The sequence below is a fragment of the Streptomyces sp. NPDC046900 genome (assembly GCF_040644975.1).
In the GTDB taxonomy this organism is placed as follows: Bacteria; Actinomycetota; Actinomycetes; order Streptomycetales; family Streptomycetaceae; genus Streptomyces.
In genome coordinates this window covers 1-22,209 of sequence record NZ_JBEYXD010000097.1, presented here as the reverse complement: position 1 = coordinate 22,209, position 22,209 = coordinate 1, and the positions used below count along the sequence as shown (strand labels likewise).

General features: G+C 68.1%; 22 protein-coding genes and 3 pseudogenes. 12 read left to right on the top strand and 13 right to left on the bottom strand.

The genetic code is table 11. The annotated features are described in order from the left end of the window. Positions 1 to 98: 98 nt before the first annotated feature. From ABZ904_RS43500 to ABZ904_RS43480, 5 genes are all read right to left on the bottom strand, one after another. On the bottom strand, positions 99 to 317 hold the full coding sequence (locus tag ABZ904_RS43500; protein WP_361003548.1) for a hypothetical protein: 219 nt from the start codon (positions 315 to 317) through the stop codon (positions 99 to 101). Positions 318 to 2,150: 1,833 nt separating this feature from the next. Continuing rightward, positions 2,151 to 2,633, bottom strand: coding sequence for a DUF1877 family protein (locus ABZ904_RS43495; RefSeq protein WP_361829648.1), 483 nt, complete (start codon positions 2,631 to 2,633; stop codon positions 2,151 to 2,153). Between the two features lie 448 nt (positions 2,634 to 3,081). Continuing rightward, positions 3,082 to 3,933, bottom strand: coding sequence for a helix-turn-helix transcriptional regulator (locus ABZ904_RS43490; protein WP_361003554.1), 852 nt, complete (start codon positions 3,931 to 3,933; stop codon positions 3,082 to 3,084). A gap of 23 nt (positions 3,934 to 3,956) precedes the next feature. After that, positions 3,957 to 4,484: a DUF6879 family protein gene (locus tag ABZ904_RS43485; RefSeq protein ID WP_361829646.1), complete on the bottom strand. Its 528-nt coding sequence runs from the start codon at positions 4,482 to 4,484 to the stop codon at positions 3,957 to 3,959. Continuing rightward, entirely contained in the window at positions 4,456 to 4,713 is a 258-nt protein-coding gene (locus ABZ904_RS43480) for a hypothetical protein (RefSeq protein WP_361003579.1), read from the bottom strand. Before ABZ904_RS43480 ends, ABZ904_RS43485 begins: the two co-directional genes overlap by 29 nt. Positions 4,714 to 4,900: 187 nt before the next feature. On the opposite strand from ABZ904_RS43480, the gene ABZ904_RS43475 reads away from it, so the two are divergent. Then, the gene (locus tag ABZ904_RS43475; RefSeq protein WP_361003558.1) at positions 4,901 to 5,317 is read left to right on the top strand and encodes a hypothetical protein; all 417 of its coding nucleotides are present in this window, start codon (positions 4,901 to 4,903) and stop codon (positions 5,315 to 5,317) included. A 362-nt stretch (positions 5,318 to 5,679) separates the two neighbouring features. Here the strand turns inward: ABZ904_RS43475 and add are convergent, their stop codons facing one another. The 4 genes from add to ABZ904_RS43455 form a co-directional block, all read right to left on the bottom strand. Beyond that, entirely contained in the window at positions 5,680 to 6,681 is a 1,002-nt protein-coding gene (gene add / locus ABZ904_RS43470; RefSeq protein WP_361003561.1) for an adenosine deaminase, read from the bottom strand. 136 nt (positions 6,682 to 6,817) lie between these two features. Continuing rightward, positions 6,818 to 7,591, bottom strand: coding sequence for an SDR family oxidoreductase (locus ABZ904_RS43465; protein WP_361003564.1), 774 nt, complete (start codon positions 7,589 to 7,591; stop codon positions 6,818 to 6,820). Continuing rightward, entirely contained in the window at positions 7,591 to 8,493 is a 903-nt protein-coding gene (locus ABZ904_RS43460; protein WP_361003567.1) for a dihydrodipicolinate synthase family protein, read from the bottom strand. Before ABZ904_RS43460 ends, ABZ904_RS43465 begins: the two co-directional genes overlap by 1 nt. Before the next feature lie 222 nt (positions 8,494 to 8,715). Continuing rightward, positions 8,716 to 10,149 carry an aldehyde dehydrogenase family protein gene (locus tag ABZ904_RS43455; RefSeq protein ID WP_361003570.1) on the bottom strand — a complete coding sequence of 478 codons (1,434 nt, stop codon included), beginning with the start codon at positions 10,147 to 10,149 and terminating at the stop codon, positions 8,716 to 8,718. A gap of 301 nt (positions 10,150 to 10,450) precedes the next feature. On the opposite strand from ABZ904_RS43455, the gene ABZ904_RS43450 reads away from it, so the two are divergent. The 6 genes and pseudogenes from ABZ904_RS43450 to ABZ904_RS43425 form a co-directional block, all read left to right on the top strand. After that, on the top strand, positions 10,451 to 11,008 hold the full coding sequence (locus ABZ904_RS43450) for a cupin domain-containing protein (RefSeq protein ID WP_359408036.1): 558 nt from the start codon (positions 10,451 to 10,453) through the stop codon (positions 11,006 to 11,008). A 69-nt stretch (positions 11,009 to 11,077) separates the two neighbouring features. Further along, positions 11,078 to 12,409 carry an MFS transporter gene (locus ABZ904_RS43445; RefSeq protein WP_361003573.1) on the top strand — a complete coding sequence of 444 codons (1,332 nt, stop codon included), beginning with the start codon at positions 11,078 to 11,080 and terminating at the stop codon, positions 12,407 to 12,409. Further along, positions 12,402 to 13,766 carry an FAD-dependent oxidoreductase gene (locus ABZ904_RS43440; protein ID WP_359408030.1) on the top strand — a complete coding sequence of 455 codons (1,365 nt, stop codon included), beginning with the start codon at positions 12,402 to 12,404 and terminating at the stop codon, positions 13,764 to 13,766. Before ABZ904_RS43445 ends, ABZ904_RS43440 begins: the two co-directional genes overlap by 8 nt. Further along, positions 13,763 to 14,941: a CaiB/BaiF CoA-transferase family protein gene (locus ABZ904_RS43435; protein ID WP_359408027.1), complete on the top strand. Its 1,179-nt coding sequence runs from the start codon at positions 13,763 to 13,765 to the stop codon at positions 14,939 to 14,941. The genes ABZ904_RS43440 and ABZ904_RS43435 overlap by 4 nt, the downstream gene beginning before the upstream one ends. After that, positions 14,938 to 15,723, top strand: coding sequence for an enoyl-CoA hydratase-related protein (locus tag ABZ904_RS43430; RefSeq protein WP_361829642.1), 786 nt, complete (start codon positions 14,938 to 14,940; stop codon positions 15,721 to 15,723). The genes ABZ904_RS43435 and ABZ904_RS43430 overlap by 4 nt, the downstream gene beginning before the upstream one ends. A gap of 659 nt (positions 15,724 to 16,382) precedes the next feature. Then, positions 16,383 to 16,499: pseudogene (locus ABZ904_RS43425) on the top strand (integrase); the annotation flags it as partial. An 889-nt stretch (positions 16,500 to 17,388) separates the two neighbouring features. Here ABZ904_RS43425 and ABZ904_RS43420 read toward each other — a convergent pair. From ABZ904_RS43420 to ABZ904_RS43410, 3 genes are all read right to left on the bottom strand, one after another. Then, the gene (locus ABZ904_RS43420; RefSeq protein ID WP_361006546.1) at positions 17,389 to 17,766 is read right to left on the bottom strand and encodes a fic family toxin-antitoxin system, toxin component; all 378 of its coding nucleotides are present in this window, start codon (positions 17,764 to 17,766) and stop codon (positions 17,389 to 17,391) included. Then, positions 17,766 to 18,002, bottom strand: a complete 237-nt coding sequence (locus tag ABZ904_RS43415; protein WP_361829640.1) for a hypothetical protein — start codon at positions 18,000 to 18,002, stop codon at positions 17,766 to 17,768. The genes ABZ904_RS43420 and ABZ904_RS43415 overlap by 1 nt, the downstream gene beginning before the upstream one ends. Positions 18,003 to 18,215: 213 nt before the next feature. Next, the gene (locus tag ABZ904_RS43410) at positions 18,216 to 18,449 is read right to left on the bottom strand and encodes a hypothetical protein (protein ID WP_361829638.1); all 234 of its coding nucleotides are present in this window, start codon (positions 18,447 to 18,449) and stop codon (positions 18,216 to 18,218) included. Between the two features lie 383 nt (positions 18,450 to 18,832). Here ABZ904_RS43410 and ABZ904_RS43405 point away from each other — a divergent pair. Continuing rightward, positions 18,833 to 18,997 (top strand): annotated as a pseudogene (locus ABZ904_RS43405) (site-specific integrase); the annotation flags it as partial. A 133-nt stretch (positions 18,998 to 19,130) separates the two neighbouring features. On the opposite strand, the gene ABZ904_RS43400 reads toward ABZ904_RS43405, so the two are convergent. Then, entirely contained in the window at positions 19,131 to 19,376 is a 246-nt protein-coding gene (locus tag ABZ904_RS43400; RefSeq protein WP_361829636.1) for a hypothetical protein, read from the bottom strand. 296 nt (positions 19,377 to 19,672) lie between these two features. On the opposite strand from ABZ904_RS43400, the gene ABZ904_RS43395 reads away from it, so the two are divergent. The 4 genes and pseudogenes from ABZ904_RS43395 (at position 19,673) to ABZ904_RS43380 (ending at position 22,060) form a co-directional block, all read left to right on the top strand. Further along, positions 19,673 to 19,963 (top strand): hypothetical protein, encoded by a 291-nt coding sequence (locus ABZ904_RS43395; protein WP_361829634.1) that lies wholly within the window; start codon positions 19,673 to 19,675, stop codon positions 19,961 to 19,963. A gap of 479 nt (positions 19,964 to 20,442) precedes the next feature. Continuing rightward, entirely contained in the window at positions 20,443 to 20,811 is a 369-nt protein-coding gene (locus tag ABZ904_RS43390; protein ID WP_361006479.1) for a GNAT family N-acetyltransferase, read from the top strand. A gap of 231 nt (positions 20,812 to 21,042) precedes the next feature. Continuing rightward, a pseudogene (locus ABZ904_RS43385) lies at positions 21,043 to 21,606 on the top strand (replication-relaxation family protein); the annotation flags it as partial. A 70-nt stretch (positions 21,607 to 21,676) separates the two neighbouring features. After that, positions 21,677 to 22,060 (top strand): hypothetical protein, encoded by a 384-nt coding sequence (locus ABZ904_RS43380; RefSeq protein ID WP_361006440.1) that lies wholly within the window; start codon positions 21,677 to 21,679, stop codon positions 22,058 to 22,060. Positions 22,061 to 22,209 lie beyond the last annotated feature (149 nt).

Sequence of the window (22,209 nt, the reverse complement as noted above, 5' to 3'; positions counted from 1 at the left end):
CCGGAGCACGGACGCGTCGGCATGTGCTGGTGGGACCGTCCCTCCAAAGGAGCCACACCCAACTCAGATGGTCTCGTCAGCGCCTTCATGCCCAACCGCTAGGAGTCGAGGGAGGTGGTGTTGCGTCGGGTCTCCGTGAGGTGGATGTCGACGTACCGCGTGAGGGTTAGCGCGTCCTGCGGCTCGTCGGCCTGGAAGGTGACGCGACGCAGCAGGCTAACTCCGTCGAGCGCGATGCCCTCGCGGGCGAGGACGAAGACGAGAGCGAGGAAGGCGGATCGGGCGTTGCCGTCGTCGAACGGGTGGAAGAAGCACACGTCGAGATAGGCACGTGCGGCCCGGGCGGTGAGGGGAAGGGGCGGTTCGGCGCGGCGCGCGCTCTCGGCCAGGCAGGCGTCGAGGCGGGCTCGGGTGTCCGGGCCGATGCCGTAGCGTTCCCGGCCCCCTTGGCGAAGGCCGGCAGGTCGCGGAACGGCGGCGGCTGCGGTGTTCCCAGGACATGCTGCTGCCAGCGCTGGAGCAGCTCGAAGTCAAGGGAGGCACCGCGCGCCGCGTCGGCCCGCAGCAGTTCCAGGGCGCCGAGCAGGCCCCGTGCGCGGGCGGGATCCAAGGCGCCGTCGAAGGCGCGTATGTCCTCCGCCGCGCCATCGCGCGACGGGGCCACCGGGTCGTCCCGGCTGCCTTCCGAAGCCTCCTGCCATGGCATGCTCTCGCGCACTGCGAGCCAGCGCTCGAGGTGGTCCGGCACGGGCCTGGCGGATCGTGCGCCATCGTCAGGCCGCAGCGACAACGCGAGCCGCTCCGCGACGTCCTCGACCAGCACCGGGTCGGGGCCGGTCCAGCTCGCGAACCGCCCGCCGATCGCCTCGACGACCAGATGCTGTGCGTGGTCGGGAGCGACCCCCCAGCGGCTAAGGAACCACGTGAGCACTTGACGGCAGTGTCCGTGCCAACCGCTGCCGCAGCCGGTGCGATCGGTCACCTGCAGGATCAGGTTTCGGGCGGCATGCTCCCACAGGATCCGCTGGTCCTCGACCTCGGTCAGGTCCAAGGAGTACGCGTCGAACCACCCGGCGAGACTCTCCAGCCACTCGCGCCACTCGCACAGTGCCGCGACGACACGGGCGAGCGTCTCCTGCGATGTGGTGATCGAGTGCCGCGGGCAGCACCAGTTCCCGACGGGTCCTCCGTCGAAGTCGCCTTCGTCGTGCGCCCAGCGCCAGCCCACGGTCCAGCGGCCGTAGTGCTCGGCGAGGGCGTGCGCCATGGCGTCGGCCCAGGGCTGTCCCACGCCCCAGCTCCAAGCATTCATCGCCGGGTCACCGAAGGGGGTGCCGGGGCGGCTGGGCACCCTCCGGGCGGGTCCGAGTGACCGCACCACCTGTGGGGCCGACACGCTGTCGAAGAAATGACGGGCGGGATCCACATCGTCCCAGGTCAGAAAACGGGGGGCCAGCTCGACAATCACCGCGCAAGCCTGCCACGTCCACCCGTCTGTGGTTCAAGCGGATTATCGCAAGGCCCGGAGAAAATGTCCGGAAGGGGCCCTTCATGACAACTGTGGTGCTCGAAGCACCAACTGAAGTGCTCGGGTACCAGCTGAAGGTGCTGGCCGACCTGGGACTCCACTGGGCGGGAGCCTGCAAACGGGGCAAACCTACCGGCCGACCACCCCCGTCCTGGGCGGACTCATCCACGAGTACCGCAACACCAGCTGAATAAGATCACGACAGACGACGAAAGCCCAGGTCAGAGCACGTACGGGACTTTTGGAACCCTACAGGCTCCCCACCGCCGCCAGTTGGATGCCCAGGTTGGCCAGCGAGGTGCCGAGATCGAACTTGCATTCGGCCGGGTTGTCCGCGGCATGCGACCGCGCTGGTGCGGGCTCTGCTCGTGCTGACGCACCACCAGGTAGCCCGGTGACGGACGATCTCCCGCCGTGATCACCGCGATGAGCTGCGCGAGCACCCCAGCGACTCGTCACACCAGGCTCGGTGGCCTGCACGAATCACGATGAAACTTCCCCAGTGCCCCACAGTGCCGGGCAAGTTGCTCCACCACTCCGCGTCACCCAGCCCGATCGAGCATTTGGACGTCGGCGGTATCGCCGTCTCCATCTCCCCCAGGCCGGTTGGCCTCCCGAGCGATCATTCATACACCCGCTTGACCACAGCCTCACCCGCGTCCTCCGCGAGGCTGTAGAAGCGTTGCATGACATCCAGTCGGTGGCGCAAATCCGTCGCCAGGTAGGAGATGTCGCCGTAGTACCGCAACTCCTTGCGGTTCCGCTCGAAACGCTCGTCGAAGTCGACCTCCGCCACATATGCGCGGGCACTGCGCACACCCTCGGCGCCCAGCCAGAGCATCACGTCGAAGCGGCTGTCGAAGGTCGCCACATGCTCACCGCCGAGAACCGGCAGGGAGCAGGGTCCTTCGGGGAATGCCTCACCCGTGAGCAGCACGTTCATCGTCCGCCATTCCTCGCCGAGACTGCACAGGATGCCGGACTCGGTCTCCCGGTCGAACACATCGTTCTGCAAGATCGCCGCGAATCCCTCCTCCAGTGCCGGGATCCCGCGTTCCTGCTCATTGGCCGGAACCCTGCGCATGCGCATCTCACTGCCCATCATCACTCCCTAACGCCGTAGCTCTTCACTATGGGGAACGTCGTGGCGGTCGGCGTGAGAATGACATGGTCTTTCGTCACTCAGGTCAGCAACGGGTGAGCATCACCCGTCAGCGCCAACGACCAGGTCGCCGCGCCTGCGCCACTGGCGCTCAGATGACGAAGTTCAACTGACACTCCCCCGCAGACCATCAGTTGTTGGCTGGTCCTGGCACCAACCAGCTGGCCTACGAGGCCGGCAAGTGAGGCGTGGCCGTCAGCACCCTCGTCGGCCGAGCTGGGCCCCGGACGCGCTCGTCTGCCGGAAGGACGGTGCGCCGAACCCGCAGCCGGATGAGACGGGCGGCGGGCTCATCGGCATAAGCCTCGGCCCGCGACGCGAGTACGCATGACAGAACGCCCCCTGCACAACGACCACGGGTCGCGCAGGGCGCGTTCTGTCATGCCCAGGGTCAGTGCAGCGCGTCGATGGCCTTCACGATCAGGGCGCGGGCGTCTGCTCCGTATACGGCCATGCTGCGCAGTTGCTCGAATGCCTTCACGTAGAGGGCGATCTCGGAGGGCTGGGTGACTTGGACGCGTGCTGCGAGCAGTTCGACGGAGACGAGGGTCTCGTCGTACACGTGGAACAGTTCCTGTGGCCACATGGGGCGTTCTTGGACCGTGCTGGGGATGATGCCCAGTGACACCTGCGGCAGCGCCCCGGCCGTGAGCAGGTAGCCCAGCTGGGCGGCCATCGCATCGGGGTCACCCAGCCGGTAGTGGAGCACCGGTTCCTCGATGACCATCGTGAACCGGTGTCCGGGCTCGTGAATGATGCGGGATCGTTCCAGCCGGGCGGCGACCGCGTCGGCGACGTCGTCGGGGATGTCCCTAAAGCGGGTGATCGAGGTCATCAGGCCGCGTGCGTAGCCTTCGGTCTGCAGCAGGCCGGGCACCATCGTCGGCGAGTAGATCCGAAACTGCTTCGTCGCCTTGAACAGCGGTACGTAGCTGTGTTGCAGCTGCTTCAGTCCGGTGCGGGTCTTGCGTCGCCACTCCAGGTACATCGACTCGGCGGTGCGGGACTGGGCGATGATGTCGTCCGCCTGGCTGCCGGCTTCGCAGGCTTCGCACCAGCGTCGGATGTCGTTGGCCGACGGCGGGGTGCGGGCACCCTCGATGCGGTACGTCTTCGGGTGGGACCAGCCGCAGCGTGCGGCCAGCTCAGGCCCGGTGATCCCGGCGTCGGCACGGAGTTCTTTCAGGCGCTGCGCGACGGCTTCGCGGGCGGCCTGGGCCGACGAGGACGGGGAGATGGGCATGAGCTGGCCGGGCACCTTCCGTGCTAGCTGATCGTGTATTGGTCGTGTGGGATCGCGCGCGCCCACACTGCTTCGAAGGCGTCGGCGCACAGCTTCGCAGCGGCCGGGTCCTCGCTGATCTGTCCGCCTGCCGAGGCGCCCTGGCCGGTGAAGTGGTTCCAGCGGATGAGTCGGCCGTCGATGAGCCATAAGTCGTTGCCCGGCAGGGCGATTGTGCTGGCCTGGCGGCGGGGCAGCCGGCGCACCTGCTCCCCTGCGGCGACGTTGGTGAAGGTGTTGTCGTACAGGAAGCGGGTGTACTCGCTGACCGGCTCGGACACGATGCGCGCCCGACGTACGACGACGCCGCGGCCCACGGTCTCCTGGATGAGATCGAGCCACGCGCGCCACCAGGACGCCCGGTCGGCGGGGTTGTGCCGGTGCCCCGCCCGCCAGTCGGCGAACGGGCCTTTCTCGTAGTCCACGGCGTAGGAGTCGCGCATCTCCAAGTGGACAGCAGTGCTCGTTGCCGAGCCGAGGAGCTCAGGAAATGTCGGCACGTTCGACGGCATCGCACGCCTTTCTGATCATCGGCACCATCCTGGCGGGGATACGGATCACGGCCTCATGGTCCGGGATGCCTACCGCGTGGCCGGGGGCCTCGAACGCAGCGCACTCGGCTTCGAGTTCGGGTCCCGGTTTCCAGCCCTGCAGTACGAGCTCCCTCGCCTCCTGGTCGACCCACACGGTCGGGCTCTCGCCGTCGCCGGTGTTCGGGTCGATCCCCGATGAACTGTAGATCCACAGTCGCCTCCACTGCTCTCTGTGTTCAGGGATGTACACCACCGTTATGCGGCACACATGGCAGGTCAAGACCGCAAACAAGCCGCGTGTACATCGGTGCACATTCCTGGCGATGGCGCTGTTCACGCTCCTAGCGTCGGGAGAAACGACGAAATCCCGGCGAGGCGGCAAAGCCTGCCGGGACATGGCCGACGCCGCGAAGGAGCGCCGACATGAGGCAAGGCACAGCCCGGCCGCCCGAGGCGGCGATCCGGTGAGCAGCGTCGTCCAAGAGATCCCGCCCGACGTACTGGCCGTTCTGGCGCTTCCCCCGCTCGACGGGCTGACCGACGATCAGAGGCGCGGAGCCACATGCGTATGGCACGACGGCAAAAGGCTCACCGGCGAGAAGGCCGTCGCCCTCGGCGAGCACATGAGCCCCCTACGCGGCTCCACCACGCCCACGCGATGGTTCCCGCGTGCCTGCCACACCTGCGTCGCGGACCGCGCGCACCACAGCCTGTTCGCCCACTGCACGACGTGCAAGGACTGTGCGGACGAGGCCGGCCGGTGCGAGATAGGACGAGGCCTGTACCGCCTCGTCAGGCAGTACCGCCGATGATCTGCGCACGCTGCGACGAGCGGATCAAGCCTGGCCAAAACTACGTCAAACGGGACGTCGAGACAGGGTCGGCGGCGGCCCCGACCGTCTACCTGCACGCCTGGTGCCGGCAGGCCGCTGTCACCCAACCCCTGAGGTACCACCGCAGGTCCCGGATCGCGCTACCGCAGGTATTGGGGTGTTATCTGTGGGATGACTTCAGACGGGTCAGCGACGGGGGAAGAAGTGACGGCGCCGCAGGGTGAGACGGCGGGCCTGCCCACGGCGCGACACCCACGCGGCCCGGCGACGACGTGGGCGGCCGCCCGGTGGACGCCCCCTGGACCCGGCACACCCCGAACGTCCCGCAGCCCGCGACCGCTTCACCCCCCTGAGCGCGCGCGCCAGTCGGCCAGTCGGGTCAGTGCGGCCGTCCGCCGGGGAGCGGGGCACGCGCTGAAGCGGACGGAGGTCTCCGCGAGGTCGGCGAGCGCGGCCGCGTCGAGGGCGAGCCATTCCTGCACTCGCCGGTACTCCTCGAGGAGGGTGGTGCCGCAGAACAGCGGGCAGTCGCTGTTCACCGTCACGGGCACGCCCGCGGCCATGATGGCGGGCAGCGGGTGGTCCGCCAGGGAACTGCTGACCTGCAAAAGCGTGTTGGAGGTCGGGCAGACGTCCAGGCACACGCCCCGCTCAGCGAGTTCGCTGAGCAGCCGGGGGTCCTCCGCGGCCCGGACGCCGTGGCTGATCCGGTACGCGCCCAGCGCCTGAACGCAGGTCCGGACGCTGGTCGGGCCCGCGCCCTCGCCGCCGTGCGGCACCGCGGGCAGCCCGGCTTCCTGGGCCTCGCGGAACAGTTCTGTGAAGCGCTCGGGTGGATGGGCGGCCTCGTCACCCGCGAGACCGAGGCCGACCACCCCCGCTTCGCGGTAGGCGACGGCCAGTTCGAGCGACCGGCGTGCCGACTCCATGGGCAGCCCGCGGTTGATTCCGACGATCACGCCCGCCGCGGAGTCCTCGGTCGCGCCGGCCCGCATGCCGTCAAGAACCGCTTCGAGGATCCCCTCCGCCGGGCCGAGCCGGCCGCCGTAGCTCGGCGGGATCAGGTACACCTCGCTCCACACCACCCCCTGGGCAGCGGCGTCCTCGACCAGTTCACGCCCTATCCGGTGCAGGTCGTCCAGGCTGCCGACGAGGTCGCGGGCGCCTTCGTAGGCGCCCACGAACTCGCCGAGCCCGGCGAACGGCCCGACCGGCGGCGCCGGCCGGCCGTAGGCATCGGCCAACTCCGCCGCCGTGGAGGGGCGCAGCGCGCCCTCCAGATGCAGATGCAGTTCGGCCTTGGGAAGTGAGAGCAGATCCGGCGGGACTTGTTCTCCGTTCATTTGGTGTGTCCTCCGTTTCCGGCCGCGCCCGCGGGCGTTGCTCGTTTCAGGGTCCGGCATGGGCGGCCGGTGAGGTCGCACGCGGCGGTGGTGGTAGGGGTGTCGCCGGCCCGGGGGCGGAGCGCCAGCGGGTCGGTTACAGGTTGCGGATCAGGCCGCCGTCGCAACGCAGGGCGATACCGGTGACGTAGGAGGCGGGGGCGCTGCACAGGAACGCGGCGGCGGCGGCGAACTCCTGCGGCCGTCCGTAGCGGCCGGCAGGGATGGTGCGGCGGGACTCGGCCGCGACCTCGGCCGGTGAGCGGCCGGTCCGCTCGGCGGCCGCAGCGTCCAGGCGGGCCACCCGCTCGGTGCCGATCCTGCCGGGCAGCAGCAGGTTGACGGTGACTCCGTCCGCGGCCACCTCTGCCGCGAGTGTCTTGAGGTACGCCGCGAGCGCGGCCCGTGCGAGGTTGGACGAGGCCAGTTGCGGCAGCGGGGCGGCGACGCCGCTGGAGCCGATGGCGAGCACGCGGCCCCAGCCGCGTTCGCGCATGGCGGGCAGGGTGAGGGCGACCAGTCGCTGCTGCGGTCGGACCAGCGCGTCGACCGCCTCGGTGACGTCCTGCGCGGTGACGTCGGCTGCGGCTTTGGGCCGCGGGCCCGGTCCGTTGAGGACCAGGACGTCGATCGCGCCGAGTGCGTTGGTGGCGGCGGCCACCAGCCGTTCGGGGCCGTCGGCGGCGAGCAGGTCGGCGGCGATGCCGATCGCGCCCGGCAGTTCGCCGGCGATCTGCCGCGCGCGGTCGCCGGAGCGCCCGCAGACGACGACGTTCGCGCCCTCCGCGGCGAGCGTCCGTGCGGTGGCCTCGCCCAGTCCCTGGGTGGAGGCGCAGACCAGAGCGGTGCGTCCCTTGAGTCCGAGGTCCATCAGCGCGTCCCCGTCGTCCGCGCCACGGCGTCCAGGTGGCGTTGGAGTTGCTCGGCCAGGGTGTCCGGCATGGCCGAGGCGGGCGGCCGTACGGCGGAGTCCTGGAGCAGCCCGCGTCGGCGCAGGCATTCCTTGCGGATGGCGAGTGCGATCTGGGCCTGCTGTTCGAAGTTGACCAGTGGCAGGTACGGCAGCCACGCCTGCCTGGCCTGCTCGTAGCCGCCGGTCTGCCACGCCTTTACGCAGTCGATCAGACCTTCGGGGTAGGAGAAGCCGGTCATCGCGCCGGCGGCGCCGCAGGCCAGTTCGTCCAGCAGTCCGATGCCGCCGAGCCCGCCGAAGACCGGGACGTCCAACTCTTTGGTGAGGGCCGCGACGGCGCCCGGGGTCGGCGGGGCCTCGGCCTTGACGGCGGCGACGAACGGCAGGTCGCGCAGTGCCCTGGCGAGTGCGGAGACTGCGATGCGCACCCCGCTGACCACGGGGTAGTCCTGGACGACGATGCTGGCACCGGTCCGCCGGTGGACCGCGCGCAGGTGTTCGGCGAGCACCGCCGGGTCTGGCGAGTTGACCTGGACCATCACGGCGGCCATCCGGTCGCCGAGCACCTGCTGCGCCAGCCGGGTCTCCTCGGCCACGGTCGCGGTGCCGAGCGAGGTCGCTCCCACCACGAGCGGGAGCGAGCTGCTGGCGGCGACGGTCTCAAGGACCGCGCGCCGTTCACCGGTGTCGAGCTGTGCGGCCTCGCCGAAGACGCCCAGCACGGTGAGGCCGGTGGCTCCCGCACGCTCGTACGCCTCGACGATACCGGCCAGGCTGGTCGTGTCGATGTCGAGGGCGGGCCCGGTGAAGGGGGTCGCCAGAACGCCCCAGACTCCGGGTTTCAGGGTGGTCGATGACATTCCTGTTCCTCAGTTCCTCACTACTCGTGCGCTGGCAACGGCTGCCGCCGGATCCCGCGGTGGATCGGCGGACGGGCCGCAGCCGCGCGCGGTCCCCCGGGGCGGCGTGGAATGCGTCTTGTCGGTGTGGTTCGGGCCGGTGATCCGCCCGCGCAGGTCGTCGGCCGCCGGCTGCGTCACGGCGGTGGCGGTCCTGGCCACGAGCACGGATCGCGGCCTTCCTCACTCCGCAGCCGGAAGGACCCGTGCTCGAACCTCCCGGGGCAGCAGCTCCACCGGCCAGTTCTGGTACGTGACCGGGCGCAGCCAGCGCTGGGCCGAACCCGCGCCGATCGAGCCGTAGGTCGGCGAGGTCGTGGCGGGGAAGGGGCCGCCGTGGTGCAGGGCGCGGGTCACGCTCACTCCGGTCGGCCAGCCGTTCCAGATGACGCGGCCGGCCAGGGAGCTGAGCTGGTCGACGAGGGAGGCGGCGACGGCGTCGGCCGGCTCACCGTGAATCGTCGCGGTGAGGCTCGGGCCGAGCGAGCGGGCGATCGCGCCGATCTCGGCCGTGTCCCGGTACTCGATCACGACGGCCGCCGGCCCGAAGCACTCCTCGATGCCGCCGGCGGCGCCGGCGAGCACACTCGCGGGGGGTATCGAGACGAGTGTGGGCGAGGTGCCCCCCGAGCCTGCCACCACACGTGCGCCGGGCAGGGCGGACAGGGACGTGGTGCCTTCGGTGTAGGCGCTGGTGATGCGGTCGGTCAGGAGTGTCGCCGGTTCGAGGCCGGCGAGGGCGGTGGCTGCGGCGTCGAGGATGCCGGAGTTCTCCGGTGCGATCAGCACGCCCGGCTTGGTGCACAGTTGTCCACCGCGGAAGGAGACGCTGGCGGCGAATTGGGCGGCGATCTCCTCGGCCCGTGCGGCGGCGGCTGCGGGGGTGACGAACACCGGGTTGAGGGAACCGAGTTCACCGTAGAACGGGATCGGGTCCGGGCGGCCCACCGCGATGTCGAACAGCGCACGGCCGCCGGCGAGCGAGCCGGTGAACCCGCACGCTTTGATCCGGGTGTCGCGCAGCGCGGCCACTCCTGGCTCCACTCCCTGGATGTGGGCGAAGGTGCCCTTCGGGGCGCCGGCCTTCGCCAGGGCGGTGGCGACGATCTCCGCCGTCAGGGCGCTGAGTGCGGGGTGCCCCGGGTTGGCTTTCACCACTACCGGGCAGCCCGCGGCCAGGGCGGAGGCGAAGTCGTTGCCGGCCACGCTGAATGCGAAGGGGAAGTTGCTGGCGGTGAAGACCAGTACGGGGCCGAGCGGCATCATCGACTGGACGAGATCGGGACGGGCCGCGACGGGGTAGTCCGCATCGGCGGGTTCGGCCAGGATCCGGAGCAGCTCGCCGGACTCGGCCGCCTCCGCATGGTGTTCGAGCTGGAAGGCCGTGCGGTTCACCTCGCCGTCCAGCGCGGTCCGATCGAGGTGGGATTCCGCCGCCGCCAGGTCGAGCAGTTCCGCCCTTTCCTCATCGATCGCCGCGCCGACTGCACGCAACCACGACGCCCGCTCGCTGCCGGTGGAGTCACGCAGTGCGGAGGCGGCCTCCTGCGCCGCCGAAAGTATGGATTCAAGCTCGCCCGCGGTGGTATCCGCGCTGGCCAAGGACGGGTTGTTCACGGGACAGGCTCCCTAGCGACGTCGCAACAAACCGTTGACAGAATGAAAATCTTCACTACGTTGTGCCCATGCGTCAAGGCAACGGAGTCACGCAGTGCAAAGGCGGCCTCCTGCGCCGCCGCAAGCATGGATTCAAGCTCGTCCGCGGTGGCGTCCGCGTCGACCAAGGACGGGTTGCTCACGGGACAGGCTCCCCAGCGACGTCGCAACAAACCGTTGACAGAATGAAAATCCTCACTAGGTTGTGTCCATGAGTGAAGCAGCGAAGCCTCGGTCGAGCGACGGTCCAACGATCGCCCCCATGGTTGCCGCCATCGGTGAGACGGTGCGGTCCATACGCCGGGAACGCACGCTGACACTGGAGCAGCTTGCTGAAGCCAGCGGTCTTTCGGTGGGTGTGATCAGCCAGCTCGAGCGCGGAATCGGCAACCCTGCTTTCGCCACCCTGGTTCAGCTGGCGCACGCCCTGGACGTTCCCGTGGGCCGGCTCCTGCTGCGCATCGAGGACAACAAGTCGCCCATCGTCCGCAAGACGGAACGCCGTCGGGTGGGCGGGCACGGCCTGGCGACCGCCGCGGCCACCTACGAACTGCTCACGCCCGACCTGTCCGGCGCCCTCGAAGCGACCTGGGTGACTTCGCAACCCGGCCACGACACCAGTAAGACGCCGTTCACCCACAACGGAGAAGAGTTCGGGATCGTCCTCTCGGGCAGTCTCGACGTGTTCGTCGACGGCGTGCGTCACCATCTCGAAGCGGGCGATTCCATCCGCTATTCCTCAACGATTCCGCACTGGTACGTCAACGCCGGCGACGAGCCGGCGAACTGCATCTGGGTTTCCACGCCGCCGACTTGGTAGTCAAGGCGGCGCTCCCCGTCCCCTATGCCCGACGGTCCGCACTCGCGGCGGCCGTCCGGAAGGCGAGCCATGTCCATATCTCCCGAAAGAGCGCTCGGCGCCGCCGATTTCACCAACGAAACGTCCGCCAGAGAATCTAAGGATCGTCCCCCAGCGACGCGCCGCGCGATGCTCGGCCTGGGTCTCGGCAACACCCTCGAGTGGTACGACTGGCAGATCTTCGGCCTGCTGGCGGTCACCATCGGCCCGCACTTCTTCCGCAACGAGAGCTCCATCGACGCGACACTGAGCACCTTGTCGATCTTCGCCGTCGGTTTCGCGATGCGGCCCATCGGCGGAATTGTGCTCGGTGGTGTCGCCGACCGCATAGGCCGCCGCAGGGTGATGCTTCTGTCAGTGGCGATGATGGCACTGACGACTTTGGTCATCGGGGTGATACCCGACGCCGGCACCATAGGTGTGGCAGCACCGCTGATCCTGCTCGTCTGCCGCCTGCTGCAAGGGATTTCCACCGGCGTAGAAGCACCGCTGTCCACGGCGTACGGTGCGGAGGTCATGCCGAAAGGCCGGTCGGGCACGGCCGCCGGTGTCATCAGCTTCTTCGTCAACTTCGGCATTCTGCTCGCCTCGCTGATCAACTACGTGTTGGGGCTCACGCTGGGCGATGCGCTGATGGGTGACTGGGGTTGGCGCATCCCGTTCTGGGTCGGCGCCGTGATGGGCCTCGTCGTACTGTGGCTGCGCCGTTCCCTGCCCGAAACCCTGCACGAGGACGACCCCGAGTACGTCGGCTCCCCCTCGAAGGTCTGGGCCTCGGTGTTCACCCGGTGGCGGAGCCTGCTGGCGATCATCTTCGTGGTCGGCGCTGCGCAGGCGTTCAACTACGGGTGGAACGTGGGCCTGCCGACCCTTGCGCGTGCCAGGTTCCACGAGGACCCGACGGTCGTCTTCGGTATCACCACCGTGCTGGCGTTGATCATGATGGGCGGCTCGCTCGTCGTCGGACGGCTCGCGGACCGATGGGCTCTGTCCCGGGTGTTCCTCTACGGTCGGTTCCTGATGATCCCCGCGGTCTTCCTGATCCTGCTCTACATGCACAAGAGCATCGCCACGTTCACTCTCGTACTGCTGGTGGGCGCGCCGGTACTGCTGATCAACATGACCCTCTACGTTCTGGTGAGCACCTCGTTGATGCCCAAGGGAGTCCGGGCCGCGGGCTGCGGACTTGGTTACGGGGTCGGGGTCGCCGCGTTCGGTGGCACCGCTTCCTATCTCGTGGTCTGGCTCTCCGGCAAGGGACTGAGCGCACTGTTCCCCCTCTACATGGCCGTTCTCGCGGCCCTGAGCATCGCCTTGTATGTGTGGGCGAAGAAAACTGAAGGAGTGTCCCTCGGTGACTGATCTTCGAGTTGCGCCCGGCTCACTCGACTGCGAGGTCGTGGCCCAGTCCGACGTCGTCGTCGTCGGTGGCGGCCCGGCCGGCGTGTCCGCCGCCGTGACCGCAGCCCGCAGCGGAGCTTCCGTCACCCTGCTGGAGCGCTATCCGGCACTCGGCGGCCTGGCCTCGGGCGGCATGGTGCTCGTGCTGGACGACATGATCAACGGCCAGGAGATCACCGTCACCGGAATCGTGGCGGAGTACATCGAGCGCATGACCAAGATGGAGCTGGCTGTCGTGCCGCCCGAGGAAGACCGTTACGCCTCGACGGAGATGTGGAACAAGTGGGGCCGCTACGGCGTCTTCGACTTCCACCAGTCGCAGACCCCGAAACCCATCTGCTACGCGGTCGCGTTCGACCCCGACGCATGGAAGAGGGTGTCCAACGATCTGGTGCGCGAAGCAGGCGTGAATCTACGGCTGCACAGCTGGTTCTCGCGGCCGATCGTCGACGACGGGACGATGCGCGGAGTGATCGCGGAAACGAAGGAAGGTCCGCAGGCGATCCTGGGCGACGTCGTCATCGACACCACCGGCGACATTGACGTGGCGTCCCGTGCGGGTGCCTCCTACGTCAAGGATTCCTATCTGACCACGCTCGTCTTCCGCCTCGGCGGGGTCGACACGGCGCAGGCCGAGCGGTTCGAACAGGCCGATCCGAAGGCGGCCCGCCTGATCAATAAAAAGATCAAGCGGGTACTGGGCGGAGCCTGGGAGCTGTGGTGGCTCAAGACCCCGGTCCCTGGCGTGGTGTGGTGCAACGCACCGCACATGACCGGTTACGACGGCACGGACCCGACGTCGATGACCTCGGCCGAGTTCGCGGCACGGGACCGTATCGCGGAAGCCGTCGCCCTCTGCCGGCAAACACTGCCAGGCTTCGAGAACGCCTACATCGTGGATGTAGCGGAACAGATGGGCGTGCGACAGACCCGACTGCTCCAAGGTGAGTACGTAGTCACCGCCGAGGATGTCCACTCGCGAAGGCACTTTGCCGACTCGGTGGCACGCGGACGGGACTACTACACGCCCTACCGTGCCCTACTGCCCAAGGAGGTCGATCAGTTGCTGGTGGCCGGACGGCACTATTCCGCGACCCCACAGGCGCAGAAGATGTCCCGGGAGATTCCGCCGTGCATGGCGATGGGCCAGGCCGCAGGCGTGGCGGCGGCCTTGGCGGCCGATCGTGGCTGCACGGTGCGGGAGGTTCCCGCACCCGACATCCAGGCAGTGATGCGCAAGTTCGAGGCGGACCCGGGCGACCAACCGAGCGCGAACGCGACGGTCACCACCGCATCGGCCGAAGGAACGGACGTATGAAAGCACTCGAAGGCATCACCGTCGTCGACTTCACCCAGGTGTTCATGGGCCCCTCAGCCACGCAGCTGCTCGGCGACTACGGCGCAGACGTCATCAAGATCGAGCGCCCGAAGGTCGGCGACCTCTCCCGGTCGTCCACCGTGGACCCGTCCGGCTTGGATAACCCCATCTTCTACTCCATCAACCGGAACAAACGCAGCATCAGCATCGACACCCGCGGCGAGGAAGGCAAACAGGTCGTCCTCGACCTGATCCGTGACGCCGACGTGGTGGTCAGCAACTTCCGGGCCGGGGTCATGGACCGCATCGGGTTCGGGTACGAGGCGATGAAGGCGATCAACCCGCGCCTGATCTGGGCGTCCGGAACAGGCTTCGGCGAAAGCGGCCCCTACGCCCACAAGGGCGGGCAGGACGTGCTGCTGCAGGCCCTTTCGGGTGTGATGTGGCGCCGCCAGAGCGAGGACATCCCGCTGAGCATCTACCCGACAACGTTGTGCGACTACACCACCGGAATGCATCTCCTCCAAGGAATCCTGCTGGCCCTACTCGCGCGCGAACGGACCGGCGAAGGCCAGCGCGTCGACGTCCGCATGTTCGACTCCATGCTCCACATGCAAATGCAGGAGGCAGCAACCCACCTCAACCGCGGAACGGAGATCAACTGGGCGGCCATGCCACTGTCCGGGGTCTTCGCGACCACCGACGGCGCGGTGTGCATGGTCGGCGCCTTCAAGCAGGAGCCCCTGCGCGACATCTGTGCCGCGCTGAACCTCCCCGACACCCTGTGGCAGCGAGCGGACCTGCAGGATCCACCGGGGCACATGGCAGCCAAGGCGGAGCTGCAGGAACTCTTCCGCGACAGGTTCGCCACGAACACCACCGCCCACTGGGTGCATAGGCTCGAGGAACAGGACCTGCTGTGCGCTCCGGTGCTGACCATGGCCGATGCATTGGCGGACGAGCAGACCGCGGTCAACAACATGATCGTCAAGATGGAACACCCCGGCGAAGGCGTCGTGCAGGTGCTCAACTCCCCCATCAGCCTCTCCGCGACCCCGGCCACGGTGGACCGCCGCGCGCCGCAGCTCGGTGAGAACACCGCCGAACTGCTGGCCGAGCACGGATACGACGAGGTACGGATCGCGCGGCTGCGCGAGAACGGAATCGTGTCATGACCGATGAAGTTCGCCTCGAAATCAAAGACTTCGTCGCCTACGTGACGATCGACCGGCCAGCGGTACTCAACGCCGTCGACGGACCAACCACCGACCGCCTCAACCAGATCTGGGCGACGATCGAGGCCTCGTCCGAGGTACGGTGCGTGGTGCTCACCGGAGCCGGCGACCGCGCGTTCTGCGTCGGCGCGGACATGTCCCAAAAAGCGATCGACAAGACCGGCCTCGAGTACTGGTCGCAGCTCGATCCGAACGGCTTCGGCGGGCTGAGCCTGCGCACGACCCTGGACGTGCCGATCATCGCGAGGGTCAACGGCTACGCCGTCGGCGGTGGGATGGAGATGGTCCTGGGCTGTGACATCGTCATCGCCGCAGATACCGCCAAATTCGGACTGACCGAGCCGCGGGTCGGCCGGCTGCCGCTCGACGGCGGCATGGTGCTGCTGCAGCGCAAAATCCCGCACAACGCGGCCATGGGCCTGCTGCTGACCGGCAAGCGAGTGCCCGCGAGCGAGTTGCACCGCCTCGGCCTGGTCAACGAGGTCGTCCCCGCGGTAGAACTCGACAACGCAGTGCAGCGCTGGGTGGACGACGTGCTGGCCTGCTCGCCGTCGTCGGTTCGGGCGATCAAGCAACTGGCCACCCGAACCGCTCAGCTCAGCGCCCGCGAGGCACGCGACGCGCGCCTGCCCGCCGTGATGGCTGCCCTCGACAGCGAGGACAGCAAAGAGGGAGTGCTGGCCTTCCAGAACAAGCGCGCCCCGGTGTGGACGGGACGCTGACGACGACGCCCGACGAGGGCGCCTGGGCATGATCGCGACACCCGTTCCACGACAACCTACGCCTGGACCTCGCCAGCCTGCGGGCGGGGCGGCGGGGCAATGCTCATTTCCTGTGGATCAGCTCGGAGGGCACGCGAAGGGCGTACCTTCCCGAGTGATCGATCGACTGGTATCGAGTAGTACGACTCCGTTAGATCTTCCTGCCGGCCTGTTGAGGGGCATGTCGGGTTGGATGGACACGCATGAAGTGAACCGGGTCCGGGCGAAGTTGGCGTCATACGCGGCCGATGTGTTCGCCTCGGTGCCGCGCAAGGAGCCCAGCAACTGCTCCAACCCGCTTGAAGCGAGCACGGTGAATGCGCGCTGAGGTTGCCTGCCAGCAGGACGGCTCGCAGGCAACCCAAGCGTCGCGCTACCCCGTGGAGGCGCTGCTCGCCGACCGGTGCGAGGCCCTCATCCTGCTCGGCCCCGAGGCCCCAGTCGCCCGCCTCGCGGACCGCGCGACCCAGGTCCCGGTCGTCTCGGTGGCCCGCCGGCTGAAACCCGCCCCGGCCGGCGGCCTCGGCGTCCACGTTGCCGACAACGAGAGCGTGTGGGGCTCGGAAAGTCCTCGCTGCAGGCGAGGGCGGCAATGCGGCGTCGGCTGGCACCATCTCTGCGTGATCGTTTCGCTGGTGTACAAGGTGACCCGGAAGCCGCTGTCCGTACCGGCGGTGCTGCTGCGCCGCGACACCTCCAAGGACGCCGCGCTGCTCGTGCTGCGGCACGAGAACGCGGCGTCGGCAGTTGAAGGGCCCGGTCGCTACGAGCCCGCGGACCGGTTTCCCCGCCTCATGAATTCACCATGCGGGCGGATGCTGGTGACAGAGGGTGAGGTGAACGGAGGAGGGTGCCGCGACCTGCGATGATTCGGATTGCTGAGATCTGGATCATGGTGGGAGGGGGCACCCTCCGGGTGAGCGAGCCTACCGATCGGGCGGAGGGCCTGTCGCTGTCGGCGGGCGGAAGGTGGTGGGCAAGGCGGGGGTCGTGCCGGTGCGCCGGACAAGCCCCGCCCGTCCGCCACGGGGGACAGCGGACGGACGGGGCAGCTGAAGAGCTGTTGTCCCGCGGTCACGCCCAGGTGAGGTGTTGCCCGTCAGGGCGGATGTGCAGCCGCATACGGTCGGTCGGCGGTCGACCGGCTCATCTTCCGGATGCTGGTGCACCACGGCCGCAAGGGCGAACGGAAGGGGTTTTCGGGAGAAGGACTTCGCGGCGTTGCTGGACGCGGCTCACCAGCAGCTCGGCGGGCCCGTCGTACTGGTGTGGGACGACTACACCCATCACGTCGACGCCGCGATGCGTGAGCTGATCGAGGCCCGGGCTGGCTCACCGTCTTCCGTTTCCCCTCGTACACACCCGACCTCAACCCCGCCGAGGGCGTGTGGGCCCACCTGAAGAACAGCCTGGGCAACCTGGCCCCATGCAGCCTCGACGAGCTTGCCGCACTGGCCCGCACCCGCCTGAAACGGATGCAGTACCAGCCCGGTCTACTCGACGGATTCATCGCCGAGACCGGAATCATCCCAGCCCCGCCATGACGTCACCCCGAACCGAAAAGGTCAGTAGCGGCGCGCAACAGCACCGACCGGCTACTCCTGAGACGCCGAAGTGGCTCTCGGTTCAGGTGGCCTGCGGCCAGGTGCGCAGCAGGGCGGCAATCCGCGCGGCGGTGCAGCCGGGATCCCGAAGCAGGTCACGCAGGGCTATGGCGTCCTCCCGGGTGGGCTTGACCGGGATGTTGGAGGCCTCCAGGTACATCACACCGGTCGCTGCGGCCACGGCGAGGTTGGAGCGCTCCAGCCAGCGGCAGCGGCCGAGGATGTGCACCAGGGCGGCGGCGCGAGCGTAGGGGCCGTCGTAGATGGGCTGTTCGAGCAGCTCCGCCCGGTGGCAGGCGACCGCGGCCACGGGCACCCCATAGTCGTCTGGGGCCGGGTCCCCGGCGCCGGCGAGCTCGGCGACCTGCAGGATCCAGGGGACGTCGATGAACAGGTCCATTACGTGGCGTGCGCTCCCGGAGCGTGACGGTCGGCGTCTTCCGCCTCGTCGAAGACGGCCTGATGATCGTCGAGGAAGCGTCGCGCGGCGTCCAGGCCACGCCGCAGTCCGCCGGCGTCCTCCTTCACGAGGGCGGCGATGTAGTCACCCACGCTCAGGCCGCGATCCTTGGCGCGGGCTCTGGCGAGCTTTGCGATGTCGTCATCGACGCGTGCGCCCAGCTGTGTCTTCGCCATCCCCCGATGGTAACACCTGTTACCACATCGCGGGGGCGCAGCGGATGCCGGATGCGGGGCTGCGAAGCAGCACATAGTTCATCGCAACTGAGCATCCACGAGCTTCGATTGCGACTGCGCAGGTAACAGCCCTTCTTCCTGAACCTAGATCAGCCTCAGAGACTCGCGGACACGTCTGCATGGACAGCAAGATCACTCATTCAACATGAATACTTACTGATCAAGACCTTGCGAGTGCTCACTCAGGCAGACCGGAGACACCTGGCCGCCGCGGTCGCGGACGCTGCGGATACGCAGGATCTTCTTGCCCACAATCTGGCCGCTGCACCCTTCGCGTACCAGCTGGAAGGTGACGGTGACGAGCATGGCCGCAAGGCCCACCCAGGCCAGGATGGTCCCGGCCGCTTCGCTGCTCTCACCGCCCTCGCCGATGGCGGGCTCCGACACCGGTCAGCACGCACATCGGGGCGAAGTTGATCACGATGTCCAGCAGGAACGCCCCCGCCCGCCGTGGCCATCCGGCATACGGCGGGAGCTGCTGCAGGTGCCCGGCCCCAGGCTGCGGCGCCGGGTAGACCGGGTAGCTGGGCCGGGGCCGTACGGCGATTGCGGCATTCCGAAGGCGCCCTGCGGCGCTGGCTGGCGCACGCGATACTCCTTACTGACAGCCGTGCCGGGAAGTCGCCCGCAGCACGCCACACCCTACGAAGCACACGGCCAAAGTCCCCGTCCGCTGGCCCAGTTGTCCCGCTTCGCCCCGGCGATGTGACGCTTCAGGCACCGCGTACGCGGCACCTCACCGGCCGCCGACCTGGTCTGCCGGACCGACGCTCTCGCTCTGGCTTGAGTCCGGCGTCTCCCCAGCCGAGGTCGCACACCGAGCAGGCCACAGCATCGCGGTCCTGTTCCGCTTCTACGCCAAGGCGATTCATCGCAACCAGCAGCGCGCGAATCAGCAGATCGAGCGAGCCTTGGAAGCCGCAGACGAGGCGTAGTCTGCCGGGCCGCACGCCGCCACCCCGCTATTCACACATGCGTCGCCCCCGCTGCCAAGCGGGGGCGACGTCGTTTTGTATAGGTCACCATTCATTGATCGCACGACAATGATCGCCTTGCCGGGGGTCACACTTACCCGCCCTCGGACGACTCCTCGCCTTCGGCCTCCGGTGCCTCCGCTTCCTGCTTCTCCGCTTCGGCTGTGGTCTCCTCACCCTCGGTCGAAGTCGACTCGGGCTCCGCGGCCTCAGCGGCCTCACCGGTCGCGGGGGCTTCCGCCTCCGCACCTTCCGCAGTCTCCGCTGCCTCGGCCGCCGACTCCTCACCCTCGGTCGAAGTCGACTCGGGCTCCTGAGGCGCCTGTTCGGTGTCGCTCATGTTGTTCACCTCCTTCTCGCAGCGCACGAGTCAAGTGGCCCTGGCGTCGACCGCCGGAAAGCCACCTAAATCCGAGATGGCTCACTGTGCACGCTTTATGACTTTCGTCCTATTCCTTGGAGGTGAGGATGTCAACGGCCCCTGACACCTTCGTTCGCCGCCGCATCTCCCCTGGTCAACCGGAAATGCCAAGCGCCTGCACCACTCACCATCTGGTCCAAGCCTGCACACGCACTGATCCATAACGCGGCAAGGCCGAATCAGGGCGAGACAGCCTCCACGGAGTCGGCAGGTGCGTGCGCACGGCGCCCGCTTCGCACGACTTCCGCTTCCCGGACGAGGAGGTCTGCGCTGTGGTCAACAACGCGGCCGTCTTCCACGCACAGGCCGGCCCCGATGACGAAGGGCTGCCGTGCGTCGCGATCGCGGGAGTTCTCGTCTTCGCCCACCTGGACGCCGGCATGCAGGCGGCGCGGGTCTCCGTTCACCTCGACGCCGCCGATGAGCTGGTCGTCCAGCCCGGGAAGACGGTGCCGCTGCACGTGAAGGTCGAGGACTCCACCGTGTTCAGTGGGGCGCCGTGCTGACCCGCCCGCGCAGTCAAAGCCACCCACGCTGAACTCCTCCAACGCCTCCCGCCACCACGACGGCACCGCACCAACCCCCGCGTCATCAAACGCAAAGTCACCGGCCGACCCCTCAAGCGCGCCGCCCACCGGACTGCAGACCGCCCACCCACCGCGGCCATAACCCTCGTCGACGTCACCAAACCGAAACGGATCAAACGCACACCAAAGCACTAAGTCACCGGTATTGATCAGTGCCTCGTAGGGGCGGGTGGTTTCGCCCTTGCGCACCTCAACGGCGGCCGGTGATGGCTCCATGTTCTCTTCTCGCCTCGTTCGTCTTCGGTCGGTGGTCCCGAGCGTCCTCACCAGGGCGTGAAAGGACTATCGAGTCCAATTCAACATCACTTTGCGAGTAGGCCCATGCCATACTGGACTTGAAGGTCCGAAGTGGGACCGTCCGACTGGTCGGCGTGACAACACGTTGGAAGGGTAAGGCGATGAGCGGCGACGAGCAGGTGCCGGTAACCGAGCAGCTGATCGACAACATCGATCAAGGCCGCTTTGAGCTCTGCCGTGACGACGACCTGGTCGGCTGGCTCTACTACACCCACCTGAAGCCCAACCGGTACGCTCTTCGGCACACTGAGGTCGAGACGAGTCATCAGCACCAGGGTGTGGCGGGCGCGCTGGTGCGGCGGGTGTTCGACGAGATCCGCGCCCGCGGGGGCACGATCACCGCAATCTGCCCCTTCGTGGTCGACTACCTCTCGCGAACGACCGCCTATGCCGATCTGGTCGACGCCCGACACCCGGGCTACTCCGATCGTGCTGCTGCCGAGTCGGCGCGAGTGGCGGCCGGTGGCTGAGACTACCGGGCCGCAATCAGGAGTCCCCTCGGGGGAGCCCCATCGCGGCCTCACGACGTGCTGCCTCGAGCTCCTGGTGGCGGAGTACGGCGATCCAGCCGCAGGCCAGGGTGATTCGGCACGGCTGGCCAACGCCGATGAGCTCACGTCTCCCCGATCGCCCGTAGCGTCAAGACATGGGTAAGAAGCGGAGTCCACCCGACGCTAACCTCGGGCCGAATGCGCGACCCGCACACGCTCGCCGCCGTACGCGCCCACCTTGCCTTCGCCGAGGACGCCCGACGGCTCGGACACGAGCACGGCCCCTGGGACTGGACCCCCGAAGTGTCCCACTCGATCGGCGAGGGCGAGCGGCTCGTCGCCGACGCCCTCATGTACTACACCGTCGCCGAGGGCGAACACCGGCGAAAGCTGCGCGCGTTCGTAGAAGTCGACCGCAGCACCATGAGCGGCGAGCGGCTGGCCGTGAAACTGATCGAGTACGCGCGCCTGTTCCAGCACGAGGCCCAGCCCGTCGGCCGGCGCAAGCCGGCCGGCACCGGTCCTGCCTGGCTCCGCTGGTATCCGGTCTTTCCGCGCGTACTCTTCGTGCTGACCGGTGCGGCCCGAACCAGGCTGGAGAATCGCATGAGCGATCTGCAGGCCATGGTTGCCCACCACCCGCTCGTAGCGGCCCTCGCCAGCGAAGTCCGCCTCGGAGCCGCTGTACTCGAAGACCTCGAGCAACACGGGCCCGCCCACTCCGTGTGGGTTCCCCTGACTGGCGGGAAGCCTCGCCCGTGGACGGAGTCGTGAACCTCCTGCCCGAGCGATAGCTGAGGAGCCGAGTCGCCCGCAGAAGTCCACTGAGGTAGGACGGGATCTTATGAAGATTGCCGGGTTCTTTGAGGAGCTCTGGACGCCTTCCTTTGGAACGCCTGCGGGAGCTGCTCGCGACTTCGTCGCGGACACAGCGTACGAGGACCCAGACAAGATCATGTCCTATCTGCGAGCTGGGCACGAGATCATCAGCACGATGGGCATGGCCGCAGACGTGTTGGGGTCCGGTGAACAATTCGTCGGCGGGGACTCTCTCTTCACAGACGGCGAGTGGTTGTGGCGCGGGGATCTGTGGCATTACGTCCGTCTGCACCATGTGACACTGCCGGACGAATTTCTTCAGTGTGTCCGGGCACACGGGTATGAAGTCCCCGAGGTCGAGCGCGCTCGGCTTGTAGAAGTCAGGGACTTCATTCGCGAGCGTTGGTGACCTGGCTGGCTGCAACCGAGTGGGCTGACACTCTGGCGGCCAACGTGTAGCTCGGCCTAGAAGACTGCTGAAGATCTTGTCGTGGGCTGTCCGGCCGTAGGTCGGACAGCCCTTCTTGCTTATGCGGTGGCCGGGGTGAGGTGCCAGCT

Bases quoted from the DNA above. Each gene is read 5' to 3' on its own strand.
- ABZ904_RS43495 (WP_361829648.1), bottom strand. From the start codon at position 2,633: ATGATGGGCAGTGAGATGCGCATGCGCAGGGTTCCGGCCAATGAGCAG.
- ABZ904_RS43490 (WP_361003554.1), bottom strand. From the start codon at position 3,933: ATGCCCATCTCCCCGTCCTCGTCGGCCCAGGCCGCCCGCGAAGCCGTC.
- ABZ904_RS43485 (WP_361829646.1), bottom strand. From the start codon at position 4,484: ATGCCGTCGAACGTGCCGACATTTCCTGAGCTCCTCGGCTCGGCAACG.
- ABZ904_RS43475 (WP_361003558.1), top strand. From the start codon at position 4,901: ATGGCCGACGCCGCGAAGGAGCGCCGACATGAGGCAAGGCACAGCCCG.
- add (WP_361003561.1), bottom strand. From the start codon at position 6,681: ATGAACGGAGAACAAGTCCCGCCGGATCTGCTCTCACTTCCCAAGGCC.
- ABZ904_RS43465 (WP_361003564.1), bottom strand. From the start codon at position 7,591: ATGGACCTCGGACTCAAGGGACGCACCGCTCTGGTCTGCGCCTCCACC.
- ABZ904_RS43460 (WP_361003567.1), bottom strand. From the start codon at position 8,493: ATGTCATCGACCACCCTGAAACCCGGAGTCTGGGGCGTTCTGGCGACC.
- ABZ904_RS43450 (WP_359408036.1), top strand. From the start codon at position 10,451: ATGGTTGCCGCCATCGGTGAGACGGTGCGGTCCATACGCCGGGAACGC.
- ABZ904_RS43445 (WP_361003573.1), top strand. From the start codon at position 11,078: ATGTCCATATCTCCCGAAAGAGCGCTCGGCGCCGCCGATTTCACCAAC.
- ABZ904_RS43435 (WP_359408027.1), top strand. From the start codon at position 13,763: ATGAAAGCACTCGAAGGCATCACCGTCGTCGACTTCACCCAGGTGTTC.
- ABZ904_RS43430 (WP_361829642.1), top strand. From the start codon at position 14,938: ATGACCGATGAAGTTCGCCTCGAAATCAAAGACTTCGTCGCCTACGTG.
- ABZ904_RS43420 (WP_361006546.1), bottom strand. From the start codon at position 17,766: ATGGACCTGTTCATCGACGTCCCCTGGATCCTGCAGGTCGCCGAGCTC.
- ABZ904_RS43415 (WP_361829640.1), bottom strand. From the start codon at position 18,002: ATGGCGAAGACACAGCTGGGCGCACGCGTCGATGACGACATCGCAAAG.
- ABZ904_RS43400 (WP_361829636.1), bottom strand. From the start codon at position 19,376: ATGAGCGACACCGAACAGGCGCCTCAGGAGCCCGAGTCGACTTCGACC.
- ABZ904_RS43390 (WP_361006479.1), top strand. From the start codon at position 20,443: ATGAGCGGCGACGAGCAGGTGCCGGTAACCGAGCAGCTGATCGACAAC.
- ABZ904_RS43380 (WP_361006440.1), top strand. From the start codon at position 21,677: ATGAAGATTGCCGGGTTCTTTGAGGAGCTCTGGACGCCTTCCTTTGGA.